This is a genomic window from Moritella marina ATCC 15381 (assembly GCF_008931805.1).
Taxonomy (GTDB): domain Bacteria; phylum Pseudomonadota; class Gammaproteobacteria; order Enterobacterales; family Moritellaceae; genus Moritella; species Moritella marina.
Map to the genome: position 1 here is coordinate 2,999,339 of NZ_CP044399.1, position 22,333 is coordinate 3,021,671.

A 22,333-nucleotide genomic window follows, 5' to 3' on the forward strand; every position below is an offset into this window, starting at 1 on the left:
TAAATGCCCTAGAAAATAAATTCGTAGAGGAAACCCGCACTAATTGCCATGCCAATGATGACGAATAAGAACGCTGCAATCATTTGGTTTTTGAAGATAGATTTTAGTAATACCACTTCCGTTAAACTTGCACCTGCACTACCAATAATCAATGCCATTACCGCGCCAAGTCCCATGCCTTTTGCTGCTAACGCTGCACTTAAAGGAATAACCGCTTCAGCTCTGATATACAGTGGAATACCAATGATAGCAGCAACTGGGATAGCTAATGGGTTGTCAGCACTGGCTACACTCGCGACAAATTCTGTTGGCATAAAGCCGTAAATCATTGAACCAAGGGCAATACCACCGATTAAATACGGTACTACTTTTTTGAAATCAACCCAAGTTGTGTTCCAAATACGTCTCCATTTGTTCACTGGCGCTTTTTTGCCACCACACGCTGTCGCACAACCTTTTGCTTCTGGCGTTATATATGCTTCTGCTTTAACGTATTTTTCAAAACCTAATTTTTCTAATGTGTAACCCGCGATAACCGATACACCCATGGCGATAGCGAAGTAGAATACCGTTACTTCAAGGCCGAATGTGACTGCAAATAAACCAATGATGATAGGGTTAAGCAGTGGGCTTGCGAATAAGAATACCATCATAGTACCAAACCCGGCTTTTGCTCTTAACAGCCCTTTAAGAAAAGGAATTGTAGAACATGAGCAGAACGGTGTTATGGCACCGAGTAGGCCTGCAACAAAATAACCCTTACCATTTTTACCACTGAGAATACTTTGTATCTTTGCTGGCGGAATATATTCTTGTAAAACGCCAACGATGTAGCTAATCAATAAAAATAAAATTGTTAATTCAACTGCGAGGAATGCGAACATTCCGAGTGTGTCCATCACCATGTCTTGTGTAATTTCAAACATAATTTCTGCCTCTGTTCTTTCTTGTTGTTTCGAATTAATATTTCGATATTTCTGGAATAGTTGCAATATACCGATATGATAAAACGATGTCAAAATTATTTCGACAAAAGCAGAAATGAATTAAATTTGTGATTGCAGCACTGCCAATCTCTCAGCTTATCTTCATGTCAGAAACGAGCTCCGTGATCTTATTAAGCAAGATCCCAGTTAACGTGCGTTGCGGCAGTTATGTCACAATAGTAACAACTGGATTTAGTATGCTATCTCTTCATACCGCTTTTGATGTTACTTGAAAGTGTCGGTAGTCTTAACGATATAAATAACCTGACAAAACAATATCATCAAGAACCGACTAGTATTGACGAGGTATTAAACCATGCTTAATACACCTCTAATCGTAATATAGAGTAGAGCTAACGTTATTAACCTAACGCCCGACCAAGTTAATAAAATCTTGCCCTGTTATTACGACCTGCTCTTGTTCAACATGAATAAACTCGCCAGAGTCTAAATCGACCAACCTTGCTTGTACTGAAATAAACCCGGTTTTACTCAGCCTGTCTAAGCTAAGAATGCGTAAAGTAACGTGGGTATCGTGCGCAGTCGATTGGACATAACGCTGGTCACGCCAATAAGTGGATATCGAGATATTGGCATTGTTGTTGGCTGTAGCGGTTATCGTGGTATCCGCGGCAATCAAGCTCCTTAGCGTAGTCACTTCAACAAAGTTTTGTGATGACGGCTCGTTATTAACACGAGGTACAATACCAATTGCCACACCGACTGCAGGCGCGTTGTTCAACATGATGTCAAACCCCGTCACACCAATCAGTTGTGAATTGTTAATCGTATCGATCGTGTTAACCGCAGCGGTGTTGTCAATAAAGTCGGTAGGGTTAATAATTTCGATAGTTTCTGTCTTAGCACTACACCCAGATAAAAACAGCACCAGCGCTGTAGCCGTACATTTTAATCTACTATTCATCATGACTCCTGAATATAACTATTCACATATTGCGACTTCCATATAGACACAATATATAAAAAAATAAGCAGAAAATAGTCCCTAATGATATGGTGACCTAAATAACCAAAGGAAGTATTACCAATGCCTGTGCTGCAACAGATCACTGCCACCCTATTTTTAATCGTCACGCTTACAGGGTGCGCGTCATTGCCCGAAGAGATTCAACATCCTGCAGAGCCCTTGGTCACGCAGCCAGTCAGTACCTTATCGACATTGGTTGATACCCATAAAGCTGAGCTAGAACTAGAACTAGAACTAGAACTAGAACAAGCTTTGCCAAATCAAGCGCAAGCAGCAATGAGCGCGGTACTGTTATTAGATAGCGGTTGGGATGCATTGGCGCAGCGCCTGGCACTTATCGAAACAGCAGAGCACAGCATTGATATCCAATATTATATTTGGAACAGCGACCGATCAGGAAGCTACCTAGCCAGTCGTCTGTTGGCAGCAGCAGATCGCGGCGTTAAGGTGCGAGTCATGCTTGATGATATCAACCTTAACGAACGAGAGGCTTTGCTGGCGACACTTGATAGTCACCCGCAAATAGACATTCGCATATTTAATCCGATACCCGCTCGCGGATACACTAAGTGGTTTAATTTCATGGGTGACTTTTCTCGCCTAAACCGCCGCATGCACAACAAATCATTTACCGTCGACGGTGCTTTGTCTATAGTCGGTGGCCGTAATATTGGTGATGAGTATTTTGACCTGTCTGATGACATTAATTTCCGCGACCGCGATGTACTGGTGGCAGGTTCTGTGGTTAACGATATTCAAACCAGCTTTACTCAATACTGGAACAGCCAATGGTCTTATCCGGTTAATTTACTGACAGACGGTAATGCAGCAAATGACGCTCTACAAAGCAATTTACCAAAAAACAGTGTAGAACCTATCGAATTCACCCAGCTAGATGAAGTTGCAACGCCCCACTACAAAAACTATCCTGCGTTACCAGCAGACCAGCAAACTGCCAAACGCTTGTTAAATAATGCAATGAATAACTGGTCTTGGGTAGAAGCGCGTTTTGTTTACGACCAGCCAGTGCCTATTGATAGCAGCGATACCAACAAACCGAAACTGACAGCCCAAACACTCGGCGAATTAGCGGTTAACGCCGAGCAAGAAGTGCTCTTAGAATCTGCTTACCTGATATTCGATGATGGCCAACTCGACAAATTGCAGACATTAACCAGCAAAGGCGTGCAGGTAAAAGCGCTGACTAACTCACAAGCCTCTAACGACCTAGTGGCTAATCATTCTGGTTACGCAGCGCGACGTGAAGACATGCTTGAAAACGGCATGCAATTGTTTGAGTTAAAGCCTGATGCGAGTCTGTGTGCAGCATCAACCAAAGACCTAACCAAGTGCGCGCCAATCGCGGCCTATGGTCTGCATGCAAAGTCGGCGGTGTTTGACCGTAAAGTCGCGGTGATCGGTTCGTTTAACTACAACTTACGCTCAACCTACCTCAATACAGAGTCTATTTTAATTATTGAAAATGAAGCTGTCGCGATAAGTTTGGCAAATGATATTGAGCAAGCGATGCATATAGATAACAGTTGGAGTCTAGATTTAGACGACGGCGATGTGCGTTGGCATTCAGCAACACAAAGTTGGGATCATGATCCAGAGACAAGCCAATGGCAACGCTTTAAATCTGGATTTTTACAATTATTGCCGATTGAAAAGTACTTGTAACGAAAATTAAATAATTTATTTTTACTCTGGTATGACCTTTCTAAATAAAACCAATATGATTAACTCAGTTGAAAGAAACCTTAATCTAAATTATTTAACTAGGAGTGATTATCATGAGTAACTTACTTAACCAAGCACAAACTATCTTAACTGTTGCAAAAAACACTGCAAAAACATCTGTCACTGCTGGTTTTGGTGTTTATGGCACCATCGTTGATGAAGCATCAAAATCATCAGATAAAGCAACGCAACTGTTTGAATCTCTTGTTGAGCGCGGCGCACAAGTTGAGCCGAAACTGAAAGAGCAAACGTCTGCAATCTTTTCTAAAAAGATCACGCTAGGTTCTGTTGAAGCTAAAACGAAAAGCATCACTAGCCGTTTTACTGGCGACCAAGGTTCAAAAATAAGTGAAGTAGAAGCTAAAATTGACCAACTTACTACAATGATTGCAGAGCTAAATACTGTTCCTGCTACTGCACCAAAAAAAGTAGTTAAAGCAAAAGAAACTACTGAAGCATAATAATGCGTTAACTATTATAGTTAATTGAAGTTAGCCTCCTGATTGGAGGCTTTTTTGATCTTGGGTAAAGTGTGTATAAACATAAGAACTAAAAATATCCATAAGTGAATAACGACTTTAATCACACTTAAAAGCTCCCTAATACAGAAAAACAATCTAGCACAGCATAGTTCAAACAAACTATTTGACACTGATAATCATTATCAATACGATTTGATTCAGACCCGTTACGGTTAAATGGGTAACAATTGATAAGGATGTTCTATGAAAAAAGTAACTTTAGCGATGCTGGTTATCGCACCTCTCACGTTAATTAATTCCTCCTTTGTTTCTGCAGCGCAATCTAACGATACAAAACAAATAATTCAAAAACAACCTGAACACGGTATCAGTGTTTCCAATGCTAAACGTGAAATAGCCTTGGAACTTAGTCGACAATATATTCAAATCTTGCCGACGCTACAATCTGACATCAATCGATATAATTTAACCGTCAATGCGGAGCAAGTATTACAGTCGAGCGGCGTGGCCACTAAAGCATTGCATAAAAGCGAACAAGCAATTCGCTCGGCAAAAGGTTTATCAACTCGATCAGCACAAAGCTCCGCTTTTATGCGTGTTGAGAATCCGAATATAGTGCAATTTCGTCTCGCTGACGCCAGTATGCTAAGTGACTGGCAGCAAGGTGTACTACCGTTATTTGCCTTTGAACCAGCGGGCAATGATAAAGACTGGGCTAATATTGAAGCTTATGATGTAGATGGTAATATTCAGCTGCTAGATGTGTACCAACTGCCGGACAGACCGGTTTTCGTGGTTGAATTAGATAAACAACAAACGGTGCATGAAGGGCTAGCTGTCATGCGCGAGATCTTAGCGCAAAACGGTGATTCAGCAAAACCACTCAAGTCTGTTCATCTTCAGCGCAGCGCGTCTAGAACTGCTGATAAACCGATATCGACCACAGTGATTAATCAAATAAGCTTACAAGATGATCAAGAACCTTGGATATCAGGCGCTGCAGAGGTATACGCGATAGTAAATGGCGTAAACCCAAGCCGTGATGAGCCAGTACTAGATATCATTGAAATGCCTTACCTTGATTATGCAGAAAAAGAATACTACCCAAATCAAGTCGTCATTCATTGGGAGCGCTATCGCTGGGCTGCAGCAGATATGATATTGATGGAGCATGATGACGGCACTAATTACAAAGAACTTGCTACGGCTCTTCTCTCTGCAGCTGAAACAATTTTAAAATCAATTCCAGATCCAGAAGTACAAGGCTTTGCTATTGTAGCCACCATCACCAATGGCATACTCAAAGCCTTACCGGATGCCTGGTTTACGAATGATGATGATTTTGTCGATGCCTATTACACATTACAAGAAGGTGAAACATACACAAACCACTCTGGTTCAGGGGGCAATGCAAGAGCAACCTTCACACCTCTGGTGATTGATCCAAGGTAAATGATGTATTACTGACATTGTGTAGAAGTATAGATTAACGCTGTGCATTGGTTCCATATCTGATGCACCGCACTGGTAAATCGAGCCAGACTCTGCAATAGATAATATTGATAATGACACCCCTAACCTAACCTAACCTAAACTAACCGACCCTAAACAATGCAGTTCAAACAAACCTTGCTTTAAAATCCGACGGACTTAGCCCAATAATGGTTATAAACACTTTACGAAAACTACTTACATCATCGTACCCCATATTCTGCGCAATCAGCTCAAAGCTTTGAGTGGTCGATTCTAGTCGTTCACATGCTTTTTGAACTCTCACTTTTTGAACATATTTAATCGGCTTTAAGCTTGTCGCATGGGTAAATTGACGTAGAAATGTTCGCTCAGTCATACACGCTAATCCGGCTAACAAAGCAATATTTAACGCTTGATTATAGTTTGCTTGAATATAATGTTGAACTTGTAGTATGCGTTGATTCCCATGATTAAATTTTGGCGTAAAGCTGCCATAATAACGTTGCTCTCGCTTCCCTGTATCGACAATAAGATATTTCCCAAGGGTTCGCATTATGTGTGGCCGCGTAAATTGTGCCACTATCTCTAATCCTAAATCAATCCATGACATAAGACCCCCCGCCGTTATTATGTCGCCATCATTAATAAGCAAACTCTCGACGTTAAGCGATATTTTAGGGTACAGAGCATTAAATTCTTCGGCTAACTGCCAGTGCGTCGTTGCCGGCCGGTTATCTAGCAAGCCAGTTTGGGCCAATATAAATGTGCCAGCACAAGCACTGCATAATACAGCGCCCTTATTGTGGGCATCATGCAGAAATTGTAATACTTCTGGTTGAGGTGCACGGTAATAATGACCATCAAAATTAGGCGGCAGGATCACAATATCACTTTGGCTATTACGACCGAACTCGCTATCAGACTGAACAACACTCACAGTAAATTGCATATCAAACTGACTATCTATGATTATTTTATTCGCGATTAAAAACAGTTCTTTAAGGCCCTGAACTGCACTTTGCAAGGCATTAGGGTAGTCGATAATTACAATACGGATAGGACTTGTCATTTTTGCCCTGCTTTGTGGCAACAACGCCATGGGTGTCGTTGATTTATATTTTGCATAATAGCCTTAACAAAACGTCGTAACAACACAAGAGAGCTTATTATGTCTAATACCGCATTATTATTAATTGATTTTCAAAATGACTATTACTCAACATATACCGATGCGAAATGGGCGCTATCAGGTACTGAAACTGCAGCATCGAATGCAGCAACGTTATTAGCAGCATTCCGCAAACAGAGCTTGCCCGTCATTCATGTCCGTCATGAGTTTCCTTCAAATGATGCACCCTTTTTTCTACCAGAATCAGATGGTGCAAAAATTCATACGAGTGTCGCGCCAATACAAGGTGAGCCCGTCATTTTGAAGCAGCAAATAAACAGTTTTCGTGACACTGAATTAAATAATATATTGAAAGACCTTAACGTTGATAAGTTGATTATTGTGGGTGCAATGAGTCATATGTGTATCGATGCAGTGACCCGTGCAGCGGTTGATTTGGGATATGAATGTCATGTCGCGCATGATGCTTGTGCAACACTAGAACTTGAATTTAATGGTGTCACCGTTCCTGCCATTCATGTTCATAGTGCATTTATGGCGGCCTTGAATTTTGGGTACTGTAACGTGGACAGTACCGATAAATTACTCGACTTAGTTCGTTAATATATCGAGGGTAATAAAAGAACTGAGCTTTCTGATTCATTGAAGTTAGCCTCCTGGTTGGAGGCTTTGTTGATCTTGGGGTAAAGCGCGAGCGGCTATTCAATTAAAGCAGGATATGTTTCATCTCTTCTGTCTGAGCTAAGTAATACTCACAACGTGCTTGAATACTATGTTTATACTTTTCAGTATATTCAAACTCTGCATCCGAGAGTTCCCAAGCTAGATTTACTGCTTTATCTACATTATTGATAATCGCTTTCGCTAGCTGTTTAAGCGTTATTTCAAGTACGCTCTGCTTTATCCCACATTCTTCAGCAAAGAGCATTAGCTGATAAGCATGCACTTCATCAGGTTCGAATTCATCACCAATAGCCATCGCAAGCTCTTGATCAAACTCTGGATACATCTGCACATTAACGAGATCGTACCATGGAGTAGGTTCCAATCCATCAGCGGTCACATAGAACGAATAATTTTTGCCATGAGAATCCGCATTGCAGATAAGTAAATTAAAAATGGTCCAACGAAGCATGTCATATTTAGCTTGTGCGGGATTAACACAGTGCTGTGCAATACTAAACAGCTTTTCTAAGCTCACGCCTTCACGGATCTCTTTTACGTCACGGCTGCTACCTAAATTTCGTTCATACTTTCTAGCAACCGAAAATCCAAGCGCCTGGCAGGCATCAATCATATGGCGACGCATTACGATTTTTCGTTCCGCATTATACATACGGTCGAAACGCGTAACAGATAGGGCTTTATACTTCCCTATTGGCATAGCCTCGACTTTCGCAACCTGCATACCAATAAGCTCAGCAAGTTTCATGGTAATGAACTCATTGAGCACCAGATGTTGCTGAGTGTTTTTTTCAAATTTAACTATGTGGGTTGAACAAAGTTCTCCTTCACCAAACCCATATTTATTATCGATGTGGAATAGGTTCAATTTAGACTGAACCCCTGCCACTGAAAGACGTGGTTTGCCGTCCCAAACTTCCATCGGCCACATTTCAGGATCTTCGATTCGCTTTATAAGGTCATCTTCGCAGATCGAAGTAAAAGAGGTGACTTGTGGTTTCGCGTCCACAGGCAAATACAATATAGCGCCAGATGTATCGAAGCCAATCCCTTTGATTAGGGCAAATGTATTGTTTTTGGAAATACCGAGGGCCTCAATGAGGTAATCAAGTCCTTTGTTTTCGGGCAGTAAGTTGGTTAGATAAATCGAGATCTGTGAACTAGGTACTCGGCCACTGAGTGGAAGCTTTGGCGAGATCGGAAAACCCTTTTCCTGCCACTCTTTGGTGTATTCGATAGAAAAATATTGAGTATCAATGTCGAAACATATTTCACCTATGATCATCCCCCTGAAATGCATTTCTAGCGTATTAAAGTTAGAACCACTCATTGCTGCCACCTACTGTATTTTTGCTACTAGGCGTATCTGCAGCGAGGCTGATACCAAGACCATTAAGGATTTTAACTATTGTTGAAAAGTATACATCTTCGCCCTTTTCAACTCTGATCAAGGTCTTTTTGGTAACACCACAAAATGACGCTGCGATTTCCTGAGTCATCGATGCAGCCTTTCTATGGTCTTTAATCAATTTACCTAAAGTGATTGGATCAAGTTGAGTAACCATTCTACAGCCCTAAAAAAGTGTACTTATGGTTACTTTAGGCCTTCATATGGCTATAAGCAAGAAAAAGTGTACTTATATACACCTTTCTTATTGCTGACATTGGTATTTAGATTAAAGTGTACGATCGTTCACTTTTAATAGGATTTGATAAAAGGTTCCCAGCCCTGCAATCTCACTTAAGGTATCATCCATGAATTCTATATCAGACTTTATGGCTGATAACTTTCTGCCCCACTATAAGAAACCTGATAACCAATATCATCGAGTACTCCTAGCGTCACAGCGCCAAAGACCACACCATTGGCCATAAACTCTTGGGGTTAATGCACCGTTAGTGACTGTTTTAACAACGTTGCTAGCTTGCGCGGTATGAGTGCAAGCCGCTAAATACAGGGTAGCAGTGACGGATAATATCGCAGAGTTTTTCAGTGTAAAAAAGTGCATAAAGTAATGTCCCTAAATCGAGAAGATGTACACTCGATTATAGAGATAAATATATTTGTGAGTGTAAGGGTTTGTATGGGGGTAGACTTAGTTTGTGTCATATAAATATTATGACGCACTTACCAAACAACGTTATGCAAGTATATGTTTTTTGATTAAAACGGTGTAATAATACCCAGTACGACAGGGGGCAATATAAAATAGGTAATAACACATGTATTCATACGTAGCCAGACAACCGATCTGTAGTGGTCAAGTAAAACTGTACACCTAGATAGGCGTTTAAATTAAGCTGCAGCTTCCATAATCACTGGCGACAAATAGTTATTATAACTATGGCCTCGTTTTGTATTGTAATGCTGCAGTATATATTTGAGCGTATCTCGCTCAGCTTCAGCAAAGGTGTTATAGCATTCCTTTGGCATCCACTCTGTTTTAAAACTTCTAAAAAATCGTTCCATTGGGGCGTTGTCCCAACAATTTCCGCGTCGACTCATACTTTGCGTTATTTGGTATTTCCACAACGCTTGTCTGAATTGAAGGCTCGTGTAATGACAACCTTGGTCTGAATGAAACATCACATTTTTTGGTCGGCCTCGGCTTTCGTAAGCCATACGTAGCGCCGCACAAGTTAAATCTGTGTTTGGGCTATCTGAGCATGCCCAACCCACAATTTTACGTGCAAATAAATCCATGACTACAGCTAGGTACATCCATTTATTTCCAGCCCAAACATAGGTCACATCGCCACACCAAACTTGATTGACTGTTTCAACATCAAACTGCCTATTTAGTCGGTTCGGTGCGATTTTCGATACATCCTCAGATATCTTATACTTATGTTTATTCGGCTGTTTACTGACAATGCCGACTTCTTCCATCAATCTTGCTGCTTTGTATCTACCGACACTTTCCCCTGCTTGATTAAGTTGGCCTGAGATGGTTCTCGCGCCAGCTGAACCTCGACTACGGCTGTGTATAGCAATGACTTTTTGACGTAATACAGCTCGTTCCGGCTTTGTTACACCGCGGTATTTAAGTCGATAATGGAAGCTACTGCGAGGTATTTCAAATAACACACATAGCTTCTTTATTGAATGATTATCTCTTGATAACGCGGCTATCAAATCTATCGTTTGATGCTGTCCTGCATTAAAAGAGCGGAAGCTTTTTTTAATATGTCTTTCTCCCATTCAATTTGCTTAATTTTGGCTTCAAGCTCTTGAATACGTATTTGGTCTGGCGTCATAGCCTTTGCAGTCGGTGTTATCCCGCCATGTTCTTGCTTAAGTTGAGCTACCCATCGTCTCATTGCCGTGTATCCAACACCGACGGCATCACAGGCTTCTTGTATCGAGTAGCCTTTATCCAGGACTAAGTTTGCAGCATCATGCTTGAATGCTACTGAATATGTTGTTCGCGCTTTTGTCATTGTGTACACCGTTTTTATGTTGAGGGTATTCTATCCCATTTAGGTGTACAGATTCATTAAACCACTTCAATCTTAGATACCGATAAAAATACGATCGGTTATGAGCTGCTATTTAGAGATGGTCCAAAAAACTCGTTTCCCGATATGGACGCAGAGCAAGCAACCAGTCGCTTGCTATCAGAGCAGTTTATGAATTCATGTGGCAATACGACAGGGAATAAACTTGCTTTTATCAACTTTCCATACAGCAGCTTAATTAGGCTCATCCCAACGTTACTCCCCAAAGATAAACTTATTGTTGAGATTCTGGAAGATTGCGAACCGACAGATGAACTGTTACAAGCGGTAATAATTTTGTCTAAAAAAGGCTACAAACTGGCCCTCGATGATTTTATCCCTGACTCTCGCTGGGAGCGTTTTCTACCTTACATCGATTTTATTAAGTTTGATATCCAAGTTTTCCCACTCGCTGAGGCAAAGTCTTTTATTCATCGCCATCTCAATTATAAGATCAAATTCTTAGCTGAAAAAGTAGAAACCTACGATGAATTTAAACAGGCGAAAAAAATAGGTTTTGATTACTTTCAAGGTTATTTTTTTAGTAAACCAGAGATGTTACAACAACGAATAATTGAACCATCAGAACTAGTCACATTACAATTGTGCAAAGAAATATCGAGCCCAGAACTTAATTATGCTGCTATAGAGAAATTGATAGCCAGCGATGTAACCCTATCTTATAAACTACTTAAATATGTAAATGAATCATCTGTCATTATTAAAGCCATCACCTCATTTAAACATGCTCTTATTTATCTAGGGCATGATAAGTTGCGCCTATTTATTTCTTTAATGACAGTCGCTCATGCCAACCAACATAAACCTCAGTATCTATATGTTCTATCTATCCAGCGAGCGAGAGTTTGTGAACTGCTAGTTACTAAAGGATTATTTAAAATAGAGCCTAGCCAAGCCTTTTTAATGGGAATGTTCTCTTTGCTGGATGCTTTACTGGATCAACCTATGTCTCAACTCCTAACCAATTTACCTCTCAGTGACGAACTTAAATTGGCATTGAACGAAGGTAAAGGAGATCTTGGAAACCTGCTTAATGCAGTGAAATGTTACGAGGAAGCCGATTGGAAACAAGTAAATCATTATTGTAACGTACTCGGTATTTCAGAAGAACACTTTGCTTGTCAGTATACTGAGTCTGTCAAATGGAGCGATAATTTCACAATCGATAGTTGAGTGGATTAATAACTGAATTATGCTATTTTGCTATTTTGCTATTTTGCTATTTTGCTATTTTGCAGTTATAACTGATCTATAGTGGGATAGCTAATTTGGCCACAAGCTAAAAGGTTAAAACCACTGCGCATAACGCATGCTATGTAAAACCATCAAAATTTACTGAATAAGGCTCTAGTGAATTTAACATATTGTATGTTATGCCAAAACACATCTAAAATTTACAGATTAAAGCCCCATTTAACATATAGTACGTAACACGCAGAACCATAAACATACTCTGTAAGTGCAATATAGTAATGTCACATTCTAACAATTTAGAGATGTCACATTTTGGTATGCTTGATAGTAATTAATTCAAGCGTCGAGTTGTGCCATGTTGATTACTATGTGCGAAAAAGAACTGCATCGTTTAGGTGTTATTAAAGATATTTGTCATAAGCGGATCACCCAAGTAGCGGCCGCTACACTGTTAAATTTAACCCGTAGACATGTTCAGCGACTTGTTAATCAATACCGCCTTCATGGCGATATTGGATTAGTCTCTAAACGCCGTAACATGCCTAGTAATCGGCGTTACCCAACCGAATTTAAAGAACAAATCCTCAACATAGTCAAAGATAAATACAGCGATTTCAAACCCACTTTTGCTTGTGAGAAACTCTTAGAGAATCACAACATTAGCCTATCTAGCGAAACGCTCCGTCAATGGATGGTTGCAGATGGCCTATGGACTGTTCGCCGTCGTAAAAAACGGCAAATCTATCAGCCTCGCTATAGACGCGATTGTGTTGGTGAATTAATTCAAATCGATGGTTCTCATCATGATTGGTTCGAAGGCCGGTCACCTAAATGCTGCCTACTCGTTTTTATTGATGATGCGACCAGTAAATTAATGTCCCTTTATTTCTGCGAAGCTGAAACCACCTATGATTATATGAACGTAACCCGTCAGTATATTGCTGAACATGGGAAACCAATTGCACTCTATAGCGACAAGCATTCCGTCTTTAAAATCAACAGTCCGAGTCGTAAAACCAGTAAGCAAATGACGCAGTATAGTCGCGCGTTATATGAGTTGAACATCGAGCTTATTTGTGCGAATAGTTCGCAAGCTAAAGGACGTGTCGAACGTGCAAACTTTACTCTGCAAGATAGATTAATCAAAGAGATGAGGCTTGCAGGTATCAATACGATTGAAGAAGCTAATGCCTGGGTGCCACACTATATTTCAATCCATAACACCCGCTTTGCTTGCTTACCTCATAGTACTGACGATAAGCATCGCCTACTCCAAGAATCTAGCATAGAGCTTGATGATATATTTGCGCGTCAGGTGAGCCGTAGCTTAACCTCATCACTTACACTGCAGTACGATAAAGTCATTTATATACTCACTCCGACTGATAAAGCTAAGTGCTTGGTCGGTAAAAAAGTCATGATTTATGATTACCCTGACGGCACGCTTTCGATTCAACATTGCGGTGAATCATTTGAATACAGCATATTTGATAAGCTGAGAAATGTTCAGCAAGGTGAGGTTGTGAGTAACAAACGATTGGGCGCGGTCTTAGCGGCTGCAAAACGTTCACAGGACGAAAGAGAAAAAGAACCGAGTCGTAACCGCAACTCAAGAATGGCAAGCCGAAAGGCCCCCAAGCGAGCGATGAACCCGGTTTACCTTACTGACGTAGAGTTCAAGGCAAGTTCATCTCGGGATTAAGGAGATAAACAATGTGACATTTCTAAATAAATAACCGATGTGACATTTTAAACTTGCCATAACAACCATAAACATACTCACTTAAGAATGCCATTAAAGGACTTATTTATACATGTTAAGTAAGCTATAACGGACTAAAAGAGGTGGGATAATTTTGCACTAAATTGGGGAATCAATGTTTCAGCTAAAATAAGCCTGAAACATCTATTTTATCAAGTAACGCCGTAATAAACGGTGATAAACGTATGATGTATTTAAGTATTCGAAAGTCGGCACGCGTTTGAAATTCGACTTAATCACGTTGTTAGCTGCTTCCTGTAATAAGCTATTCATGAGCTAAAATATATAGGTCATCTAACTTCCTATGCAAGCTAAGCCTAGTTGCCATTGAGCATAAAACTAAATGACTTAATTCCTCAGGAAATTTCCAATCTTTATATGCCACTAGGCTATCGCTATCGGCGTCTTCAATTACATGATTAATAATTGTAAATATTTGATCGTATTTTTGATTGAGAGCCGCATTACTATTTAGAGGAAATGCTGAGTGAGCCAACCTAGATTTTTCTAGTTTAAGTAGTTCATTTGCTCTTTCAAAAATAGGTTTCACCTTTAAATATTCGGCCTCATAATTATAGAACCACTCATTTTCAAGCCATGCCTTATCCCATATTTTCCGCCAATCTTCAAAGCCGACACGCTTATTTAGTTGATAACATGCCCAACGAAAAGCAGGAGCAGCGCCGATATCTTCAGATTTTTTAGGTTTACCAAATATCTCATCGAAGTTTTGATATTCACCATCAGCTTTCTTTAAGAATTTTTCGTATTCTTTTTCACTAAATTCGCAAATTCCAAATCGAATAATAGACAAAATTGCTCTGCTAGATGAACGTCCCCAGCGAACATTATTTTCCCCATAATTTGCTAACATTTCACTGCCATTAGAGAGGACATGCCTTAATGGCCTAGGATTAGTTCCGCCTCTATGATAATTGTCAAAGCACTCAATATCTCTAGTCCACTTACCCCAAAGTTCAAAACTAATTTCGGAAAGTGCTGATGAAGCTTCTTGTAGCTCCTTAACTAGTTCTGTATATTTTAATGTTGCAGATAAATGATGACTCGCAAGCGCATTTGATTCTGAAATCGATATGGCTTGCTTGCTTATACGTAGTGAAATAATTGCTGCTATTGCAGCCCCTATCGACGCAATAGCGGACAAGAATGTAGGTACGATCTCAAACCAACTCATTTATATTCATTTCCTTTAATGAGAACAAGTAAAATATTTATTAAGTTTTAATCCATTCGATCCACGGGAGCACAAAACCAAAGAACTCAATCATAGTGCCGAAAACAAAAGTGTAAAATACCATAGAGATCCAGAATGGAGCTGCTGAGATGAAAACTCGTATCCCATGGAATTTTTTCTCCAAGCGCCCAGTTAATTCCTTTAACTCATCGTCTTTAGGATACTCTTTACGCAACCCTCTCAATATTATGAGCGAAGGAGGGAATGACCTATAACCATATATATACATTGGAACAATTAAGAAACTACCAACAAAACACACTTTCCATGGTTGAGCAAATTGAAGTGATGTTAAGGTTAGTAAAAATGTTGTAATTCCAAATATCCAATTAAGCCAGTCAATATGCTTTTTGGCTTCGACTTCATATTCTTGCTCTGTAAGTAGTTTGTCTTTATACATTACCTTATCCGCATCCCTTTAAACACCCTATATCATTGATAATACTGGGTAACATTTGTTTTGTTAATCTTTTGATATACCTAAACGAAAATAAAGACTATTTGAATCCAAAATGTGACTGAGATTACAAATAAGTACACGTAATTCCAGCAAGGAAAGTAATGTAATGTAGAAAATCAATGTTCACGTTATATTTTATCCGAAACATAAATGCACTAGTTTAGTTCAGAATCATCTTGGGGATATATGGTATATTTAAAGGCTTAAGCTGTAAGAAATAAGGAGCTAATGAGACATTTTAATCGAGTGCCGCTCTGGCACTACGCATTAGAGTCATTATGTTCAATAGACCCTATTTCGCTGAATTTATCTCTAAATCAAAAAAGCCTCCAACTAGGAGGCCAAATTCAATGAACCACTACACAACGAACAATAAAACAAAACGTATCTTTGCAGTTCCGCTGGCTAAACTTGTTAGATTCACTCTACTCAATCATTGATGATTACCAATCATCAAATCCCCCGCCACTACTAAATGAATCATCGAAGCTACTTCCAAAACTATCATCGATGCCACTACTAAATGAATCATCGAAGCCACTTCCAAAACTATCATCGATGCCACTACTAAATGAATCATCGATGCCACTACTTATGGAGTCGTGACTAAAATCAGTGCAACTTTCCTCGCTAGCCGAGGTATCAGAAAATAATCCTGTAAACCAACTAAAAATACTCATACGTTCTCCCTGTAAAATCTAACGTTTTGTATAGCAGGACGTCTCGATGTCCCACATCGATTCACCCTAGTAAGTAGTGACCAATATATAATTGATTCTATTTAATTTTTAATTCAGCTCAAGAAAAAATAAGACTCCGCTCTGATAAAAGAGTGATTCAACTAAGAAATCAACAAATAATGCTATATAAAACCATCATTTATAATTAACCACGGCGGCACTTTGGCGGCATAGAATGGGTCGTATTGGACATATATGGACAGGGCTACCGATTACAAAAAATTAAAACTGTAAATTCATCCAGTGGTGTTTTGGGCTTCAACTCCCCCCGCCCCTAGCAACATTTCCAACCCAATAAAAAAGCGAACCCTACTTTCGCAGGACTTGCTCTGATCACTTCATGTCTTTAGCGCTGTTACACGCTAAATTAACCAAAATTAATCGTTATACGCTTCAATTTCTGGGCATTAGCAGAATAAGTTACGGTCGCCATACACATCATCGATGCGGTTTACTGTAGGCCAGAACTTGTCTTTCTTCACGTAAGGTGCTGGGTAAACCGCCGTTTCATGGTCATAAGCACGATCCTGATTTAACTTTAGTTAATATAAGTTCTATTGTTAAAATAAATTAACGCCCCACAAAACACCTCTTAAGTAATACTTAGTGATAGACTTACATTTCAATATTAAAATGCACAATTTTTGTGCGTCATTTAACTATAAAACCATAAATTAAAAGGATTATTAATAAATGAATGTGATTAAAACACTAATGCTACTAAGCATGGCCTTCGTGATGACGGGCTGTGCGACAAGACTCGAAGCTACTGTATCTCCGGGTCAGTCATTAGATAATTTAAATCAAAGTAAAATTTATGTTGTACCTTTCGCACCAGATAAACGTAATTTACATTATATTATTGCAGATAAACTTACTTTACTCGGTCACCCTGCAACACCTCTAGATTCAAATGAAGTCCCAAAAGATGCTGATATTAGAATTACCTATGTAGATAACTGGCAGTGGGATATGACCAATTACTTAATCAAAATTAAAATTGATTTTAGGAATGCAGAAAGTAAACAATTATTAGTAACCGGAGAATCATTTAGAACATCATTAGTTCGTAAGGACCCTGATTATATGATTCAGGAAGCACTCGAGAAAATATTACAAGAATCAGGTATTCCATATCATCACTTCCCTAAAGAATAACTGATTGTAAATTAATCCAACCCAACAAAAAAGCGAGCCCTACTTTCGCAGGACTCGCTCTAATCACTTCATGTCTTTAGCGCTGTTACACGCTAAATTAACCATGTCGCCGTGTATTAAAAAAATAGACAAAGCTGCTCACGAAGCCTTATTGGTCTCTTCCAAAAGTAACTGTATAGTGTATTTAAATTTTAGACAAACTTAATTTTATTACCGTTAAAAGGTAATCTGGTCATTGCTTTCACCACCTTTGTGAATGGATGAAAGCTAAGATGGTGTCAGAGTTCAGATGGTGTCAGTGTTCAGTAACTAATTATTGGACAATAACCGAATTAGAGCATAAGACTAACTCGCCTCATCCGGATAAGGAAAATTTCTGGAAACCTTAAACTTGTTATTACTTTTCTTTCCTCATGAAGAAATCATAATTCAAAAGACACTTTATCAGCTGATTTAGTGAATGCATTAAACGGTATGAATCAAGTATTTTACGAGTAAAGCCTAGAAAATATATCTCATTTGGTTTTTCTTGTTTCATACCTTCCTGCCTCGGGAAATATGTAATCATTTGAGAGACTTCATCGTACTCTGCTTTATAATGAGCCACAGCATTCCTCAACTGATTGTCCGCTACACTTTTTGAGATAGGCAACCAAGTATCATCAATAAACTCTATTTTTTTACCAAATGGCTTATTGGCAAAGTCATTCAAACTTTTAATTTTATCATCTGAAAATTTATTATGATTCTTACGTTTTAGTAAGTTATTTACGCCCGCTACGAGTACAATTTGCCTAGATATTATCTCAGAAATATCTTTATAAAGGTCTTTGTAGTTTTTAAACTCGCGGGATGACACCCTATATGGGACCTTTTCATCTCCACCAATATATTCTTTGTCGTAATCCAAAAACAATGCAGGTCTTAATGCAAGCTCTAACTCCAAAATCCTTGGGTATATTTCGAAGCAGTCTTCCTGAAGGTTAAAGAGAAACTTTGATTCTATTAACTCTTTAACAAAAGAATCCATTTTATTTTTGTCGGTTGCGATAATTTCATTGAATGTAGTCAGGTATAGGCTCACATCTTCTGAGTTAGATGTTGGTGTTGAAAAAGGATAAAAAACCTTCGCAATGATACAGTACATCATCATATTAATATCACAGTCTTTAAATGATTTAGCAGGCTCATTAAACTCTTTGTCTGCAAGCTCAGAGAGGATTTTATTTCTTTTTCTTTTATGTAAATTTACTACCCGCTCAATCACCTCATGCTTTTTATACAGATCATTTAAAGCATTCAATCTAAAGTTATGAATTTCAAAATTTTCCTGACCTATTCGACCAATAGCCTTAAGGAAAGGAGTCTGCCCCATAACATAAGGTTCAAATGATACAGGGAAGTCAATATGAAGATCGATAAATGGATTTTCCCCTGTAAAATGCTCTTCTAATGGATAACTTTCAGCCCCATACAATTTGGGCTTTTTCCCCTGTTCAACTGTTAGTTCGATTGCAGAACCACAAGAGGGACATGCAAACCTGAAAGGCTGAACATCACGATTAGACATTCCAAACCGGCAGTCTACTAGCCCTTCACATGTTCGACACTTTAATCTTTCGTTAAAATTCACTATGTACATCTCGCTTAAAATTCATAACGCTTATTAAACGTAACTTTTCCATCTACCTTGTTTATCCACCATAAGAAATTTAAGCAATATTAACAATTTATATTATTAATACGCGTAAAAATAGAAGTCACGGTAAATCAACCTAATAACACATTAACTAATCATTTACGTCAAACAGCATATAATATTCGCATTCAGAAAGTGCTTAAGCTTAAATTAGTGGCTAATATTCCTTAGCCACTACAATGAACAAAATGCTATTTTCTCAATCCATCAATGAATTTACTTATTTGCTTTTTTATAATTTTCTGAATATTTCTCTTTTAGAGATTCTAAATCCAATTCATGGGTATCAATAAATTTTTGAATTTCTTGGTTTCTTACGTCATGAATATTAAATTTTGCAAACTCTTTAAATAAATTCTTAACATTAACCTTCAATTTGTTTAATCTATTTTTTCTCATTATTTCAACATGATGAGTGAAATCTCCATGGTAAGAAAGCTTGTTTGTTGGGATTACCAATATTCTTTTACATCGTTTATCGCCGTATTCACTTTCAAACCAGCCGCAATGCGAATTCATTTGGCCCGCTTCATGCTTTGATATTTCAGGTCTATCATCATTTACTTCATTTTTACATTCTAATAAGAAGAAATAATCATCAACTCCACACCATAAATTATCAGGTCCTTTCTTAATTTCTTTATCTGGTCGTTGGCTTAAAAAGCCAATCATTTCACCTAATGCTTGCAATGAAAATTCAAATTTTTCAGAAGGCATTCCAAAGGATAAATTTTGAAGTATGCCGTCTACAGCTAACATCATATTTTCATAAGTATCATGTTGGCTTATCCATTCTTTTATTCTGGTGATACGATTATGATTCATGTATTCAAGTTTTTTGTAACTAACGCCATCTATTGGTTTAAGTAGTTGAAGATTATTTTGAAAAGCTATTTTTTGAAAACTATTTGAATCAACTTTACTAGTTCTATATTTGTATCTTGCCATTAATTGCAAGTACCAACCTCGCTCCAATTTATCTGAAGAGTGCTTGTCAATTAACTCTTGAGCTAATTGACAAGCCTTATCATACTCTCCAATTGAAAATAATTTTTCTGCACGGTATTCTAACTCTAAGGATCTATAAACATTTTGTTTACCATCTCCTGCAACTAGCCCGTTCATCTCTTCTGAGTAGTAACTTTTCCATCCTTCATCTCTGTTGAGCATTTGATTGATGGTATCAACTAAAATTTGATACGAATTAACATTTGCTATGCCTTTAGAGTCTTCAATGGCAAACTCGGCAATTTGCATTCCAATATCAATTTGCTTTTGTGTCTGCGAAGAAAAATATTTTTTGGTATTTGGACTTTTAGCAAACTGGACTAAATCACCACCGACTAATAGTATCGCGCTATAATCTTTTTCACCCCTAACACTTCTGCCTAACCCTTGCTCTACTTTTTGAGCAATTCTAATATTAATAATATCACTAGTAACGCGACAATCTTCTTCGTATCGATCTAACAATGAATCAAAGTAAGGTTTAGAATCTAAAATTAAAATACGGCATGCATCATCAGGGAGGTCTATTCCATCATATCTGTTAACAAACGTCATTGCCTTGTCAAACACCCCGTTTTTTAATTTTTGAACACTCTCAAAAAGATCTTCTGATTTAGCTACATGTGCACCGATACTTTCATATTGTTTTGTACGATTAAAACTTGGAATTAAAGAAACAGCCCCAAAATTACGAGCCATAGGTTTCAAAATCCAACTAATAATTGCATCCCGATCTAATTCTTCATCAATAAGTGATGGTATTAATATCATTTTCTCCCCAGACCACTTCAACTCTTCATCACTTAACGGCTTGGATACAGATTCAACATCAAAACCAAGTCCCTTGATAAAAAAGGAGTCATCTTGCGTAGTAGCAGACATTAATACTCGATGGTTAGCATTACTGAAGCTACCAAAAGCATCAATAGGCATTAAAGTTGGTGATATTTCAAGACCATGACCTGAAATAAAGGCCTGACAGTTGGCTATATGATCTTTAATTACAGGCCAAGCAAAAGCGACCTCCCTTTCCTCTTTAGACTCTAAAATGGCATTAAGAACTTCAGCCTTCTTATCTTCCCAACTCCAGTACGGTATGGGAAGCATAGTATTGTATTCCCCACTTTCTATTTCTAAAAAGCTTCCTTCCCCTTGTTCTTTTAGATCGCCCTCAAAAATAGCTATTATTTTCTTATAAAGTTTATGATTTTTATTAACTTTAATTGTTAAGGAGTTTTTAATTGAATCAATGCAAGCATGAGAATCGTCAAGTACGATCGTACCTACTGGCGTTGCTTTACTCCAGATTCCAAAAATAGTTTTACCATTAAATACTTTTTGGACATGGGTAATGAGTATTTTTTTCCCTAATAGAAACTCATCAGGTAATTCTCTTCCATTTGAAAAATCACAAAAAGGAATACCAAATTTTATTGCTTCTTCCTTTACTTGCTTAGCTAAATATTTGTTTGGACAAACAAATACTCCCGGACCTTTTCCTTCATTTATTTTTGATTGTAAAATTAACAGCCCTATGAGAGTTTTCCCCTCACCCGTATGGAGTTTAATTATTGTATTTTTTTGATCTCTTTTATCATTAAACCACTCTGTAAGTATTTTTTCTTGTGAGTCCCTTAGAGGACCAGCTTCACTACGTCTATCTAATGAGTTATAAATTTCTGATGGTTCTATCTTTTTTTCAATTACTTTTTGTTTTAATCTTTTTGTGAAGTCGACCATAAGGAATTCTCTTTATGAAAAGGATGTGTAAGAGGTAAGCGTTTAAACCTGTGAACCAATATACAGTAACCGGAACCGTAAAGTCATTGAAAATAAAGAGAAATGAGAGGGATAAAGGATTTAATTAAAAACTATATAATTATCTGCTGGTATGAAAAAATAATTGATAGCTGAATCTATATTGATGAATAACGAAAATCATTTATTTTTATGTGTACTACGCCAAACCATAAAATCGCGTCAGGTTGGATACGAATGGGGGAAACGATTTAACAGCAGGTAATCTAAGCCAGTATCTAGAGGGATTCACGTT

Annotated in this window: 18 protein-coding genes; 7 read left to right on the forward strand and 11 right to left on the reverse strand. The window is 38.3% G+C overall.

Annotated elements, in window-relative coordinates:
- Positions 1 to 8: 8 nt before the first annotated feature.
- Both FR932_RS13420 and FR932_RS13425 read right to left on the reverse strand, forming a co-directional pair.
- Complete coding sequence (locus FR932_RS13420; protein ID WP_019439620.1) at positions 9 to 926, reverse strand: permease; 918 nt, start codon at positions 924 to 926, stop codon at positions 9 to 11.
- 427 nt (positions 927 to 1,353) lie between these two features.
- On the reverse strand, positions 1,354 to 1,914 hold the full coding sequence (locus FR932_RS13425; RefSeq protein WP_244963926.1) for a hypothetical protein: 561 nt from the start codon (positions 1,912 to 1,914) through the stop codon (positions 1,354 to 1,356).
- Positions 1,915 to 2,034: 120 nt separating this feature from the next.
- On the opposite strand from FR932_RS13425, the gene FR932_RS13430 reads away from it, so the two are divergent.
- The 3 genes from FR932_RS13430 to FR932_RS13440 all read left to right on the forward strand — a co-directional run bounded on the left by FR932_RS13430 (position 2,035) and on the right by FR932_RS13440 (position 5,651).
- The gene (locus tag FR932_RS13430) at positions 2,035 to 3,657 is read left to right on the forward strand and encodes a phospholipase D family protein (protein ID WP_019439622.1); all 1,623 of its coding nucleotides are present in this window, start codon (positions 2,035 to 2,037) and stop codon (positions 3,655 to 3,657) included.
- Between the two features lie 113 nt (positions 3,658 to 3,770).
- Entirely contained in the window at positions 3,771 to 4,178 is a 408-nt protein-coding gene (locus tag FR932_RS13435; protein WP_019439623.1) for a hypothetical protein, read from the forward strand.
- Positions 4,179 to 4,442: 264 nt separating this feature from the next.
- On the forward strand, positions 4,443 to 5,651 hold the full coding sequence (locus tag FR932_RS13440) for a DUF3103 family protein (protein ID WP_019439624.1): 1,209 nt from the start codon (positions 4,443 to 4,445) through the stop codon (positions 5,649 to 5,651).
- Between the two features lie 166 nt (positions 5,652 to 5,817).
- On the opposite strand, the gene FR932_RS13445 is transcribed toward FR932_RS13440, so the two are convergent.
- Complete coding sequence (locus tag FR932_RS13445; protein ID WP_019439625.1) at positions 5,818 to 6,741, reverse strand: GlxA family transcriptional regulator; 924 nt, start codon at positions 6,739 to 6,741, stop codon at positions 5,818 to 5,820.
- A 99-nt stretch (positions 6,742 to 6,840) separates the two neighbouring features.
- Here FR932_RS13445 and FR932_RS13450 point away from each other — a divergent pair, with 99 nt between their 5' ends.
- On the forward strand, positions 6,841 to 7,404 hold the full coding sequence (locus tag FR932_RS13450; protein WP_019439626.1) for a cysteine hydrolase family protein: 564 nt from the start codon (positions 6,841 to 6,843) through the stop codon (positions 7,402 to 7,404).
- A 103-nt stretch (positions 7,405 to 7,507) separates the two neighbouring features.
- Here FR932_RS13450 and FR932_RS13455 read toward each other — a convergent pair whose 3' ends face one another.
- From FR932_RS13455 to FR932_RS13470, 3 genes are all read right to left on the reverse strand, one after another.
- Positions 7,508 to 8,815, reverse strand: coding sequence for a HipA domain-containing protein (locus tag FR932_RS13455; RefSeq protein WP_019439627.1), 1,308 nt, complete (start codon positions 8,813 to 8,815; stop codon positions 7,508 to 7,510).
- Positions 8,802 to 9,050: a helix-turn-helix domain-containing protein gene (locus FR932_RS13460; RefSeq protein WP_019439628.1), complete on the reverse strand. Its 249-nt coding sequence runs from the start codon at positions 9,048 to 9,050 to the stop codon at positions 8,802 to 8,804. The genes FR932_RS13455 and FR932_RS13460 overlap by 14 nt, the downstream gene beginning before the upstream one ends.
- A gap of 731 nt (positions 9,051 to 9,781) precedes the next feature.
- Positions 9,782 to 10,926, reverse strand: a protein-coding gene (locus tag FR932_RS13470; RefSeq protein WP_085983345.1) for an IS3 family transposase whose coding sequence is annotated in 2 segments (ribosomal slippage) — positions 9,782 to 10,662 and positions 10,662 to 10,926 — 1,146 coding nt in all. Because the reading frame shifts where the segments join, the coding sequence is not laid out codon by codon here.
- Between the two features lie 144 nt (positions 10,927 to 11,070).
- Between FR932_RS13470 and FR932_RS13475 the strand changes: the two genes are divergently transcribed.
- Together FR932_RS13475 and FR932_RS13480 are read left to right on the forward strand one after the other, a co-directional pair.
- Positions 11,071 to 12,177: an EAL and HDOD domain-containing protein gene (locus FR932_RS13475; protein ID WP_019441473.1), complete on the forward strand. Its 1,107-nt coding sequence runs from the start codon at positions 11,071 to 11,073 to the stop codon at positions 12,175 to 12,177.
- Positions 12,178 to 12,565: 388 nt separating this feature from the next.
- Complete coding sequence (locus FR932_RS13480; RefSeq protein WP_019628980.1) at positions 12,566 to 13,900, forward strand: ISNCY family transposase; 1,335 nt, start codon at positions 12,566 to 12,568, stop codon at positions 13,898 to 13,900.
- A gap of 325 nt (positions 13,901 to 14,225) precedes the next feature.
- On the opposite strand, the gene FR932_RS13485 is transcribed toward FR932_RS13480, so the two are convergent.
- The 3 genes from FR932_RS13485 to FR932_RS13495 form a co-directional block, all read right to left on the reverse strand.
- Positions 14,226 to 15,155, reverse strand: a complete 930-nt coding sequence (locus tag FR932_RS13485; protein ID WP_019441471.1) for a hypothetical protein — start codon at positions 15,153 to 15,155, stop codon at positions 14,226 to 14,228.
- A gap of 40 nt (positions 15,156 to 15,195) precedes the next feature.
- Positions 15,196 to 15,615, reverse strand: a complete 420-nt coding sequence (locus tag FR932_RS13490; RefSeq protein ID WP_019441470.1) for a hypothetical protein — start codon at positions 15,613 to 15,615, stop codon at positions 15,196 to 15,198.
- 503 nt (positions 15,616 to 16,118) lie between these two features.
- Positions 16,119 to 16,355 (reverse strand): hypothetical protein, encoded by a 237-nt coding sequence (locus tag FR932_RS13495; RefSeq protein WP_019441469.1) that lies wholly within the window; start codon positions 16,353 to 16,355, stop codon positions 16,119 to 16,121.
- 753 nt (positions 16,356 to 17,108) lie between these two features.
- Between FR932_RS13495 and FR932_RS13500 the strand changes: the two genes are divergently transcribed.
- A complete protein-coding gene (locus tag FR932_RS13500) occupies positions 17,109 to 17,573 on the forward strand; it encodes a hypothetical protein (RefSeq protein WP_019441468.1) in 465 nt (154 codons plus the stop codon).
- Between the two features lie 397 nt (positions 17,574 to 17,970).
- Here the strand turns inward: FR932_RS13500 and FR932_RS13505 are convergent, their stop codons facing one another.
- Positions 17,971 to 19,143: a hypothetical protein gene (locus tag FR932_RS13505; RefSeq protein WP_019441467.1), complete on the reverse strand. Its 1,173-nt coding sequence runs from the start codon at positions 19,141 to 19,143 to the stop codon at positions 17,971 to 17,973.
- Between the two features lie 345 nt (positions 19,144 to 19,488).
- Complete coding sequence (locus tag FR932_RS13510) at positions 19,489 to 22,020, reverse strand: DEAD/DEAH box helicase family protein (RefSeq protein ID WP_019441466.1); 2,532 nt, start codon at positions 22,018 to 22,020, stop codon at positions 19,489 to 19,491.
- Positions 22,021 to 22,333 lie beyond the last annotated feature (313 nt).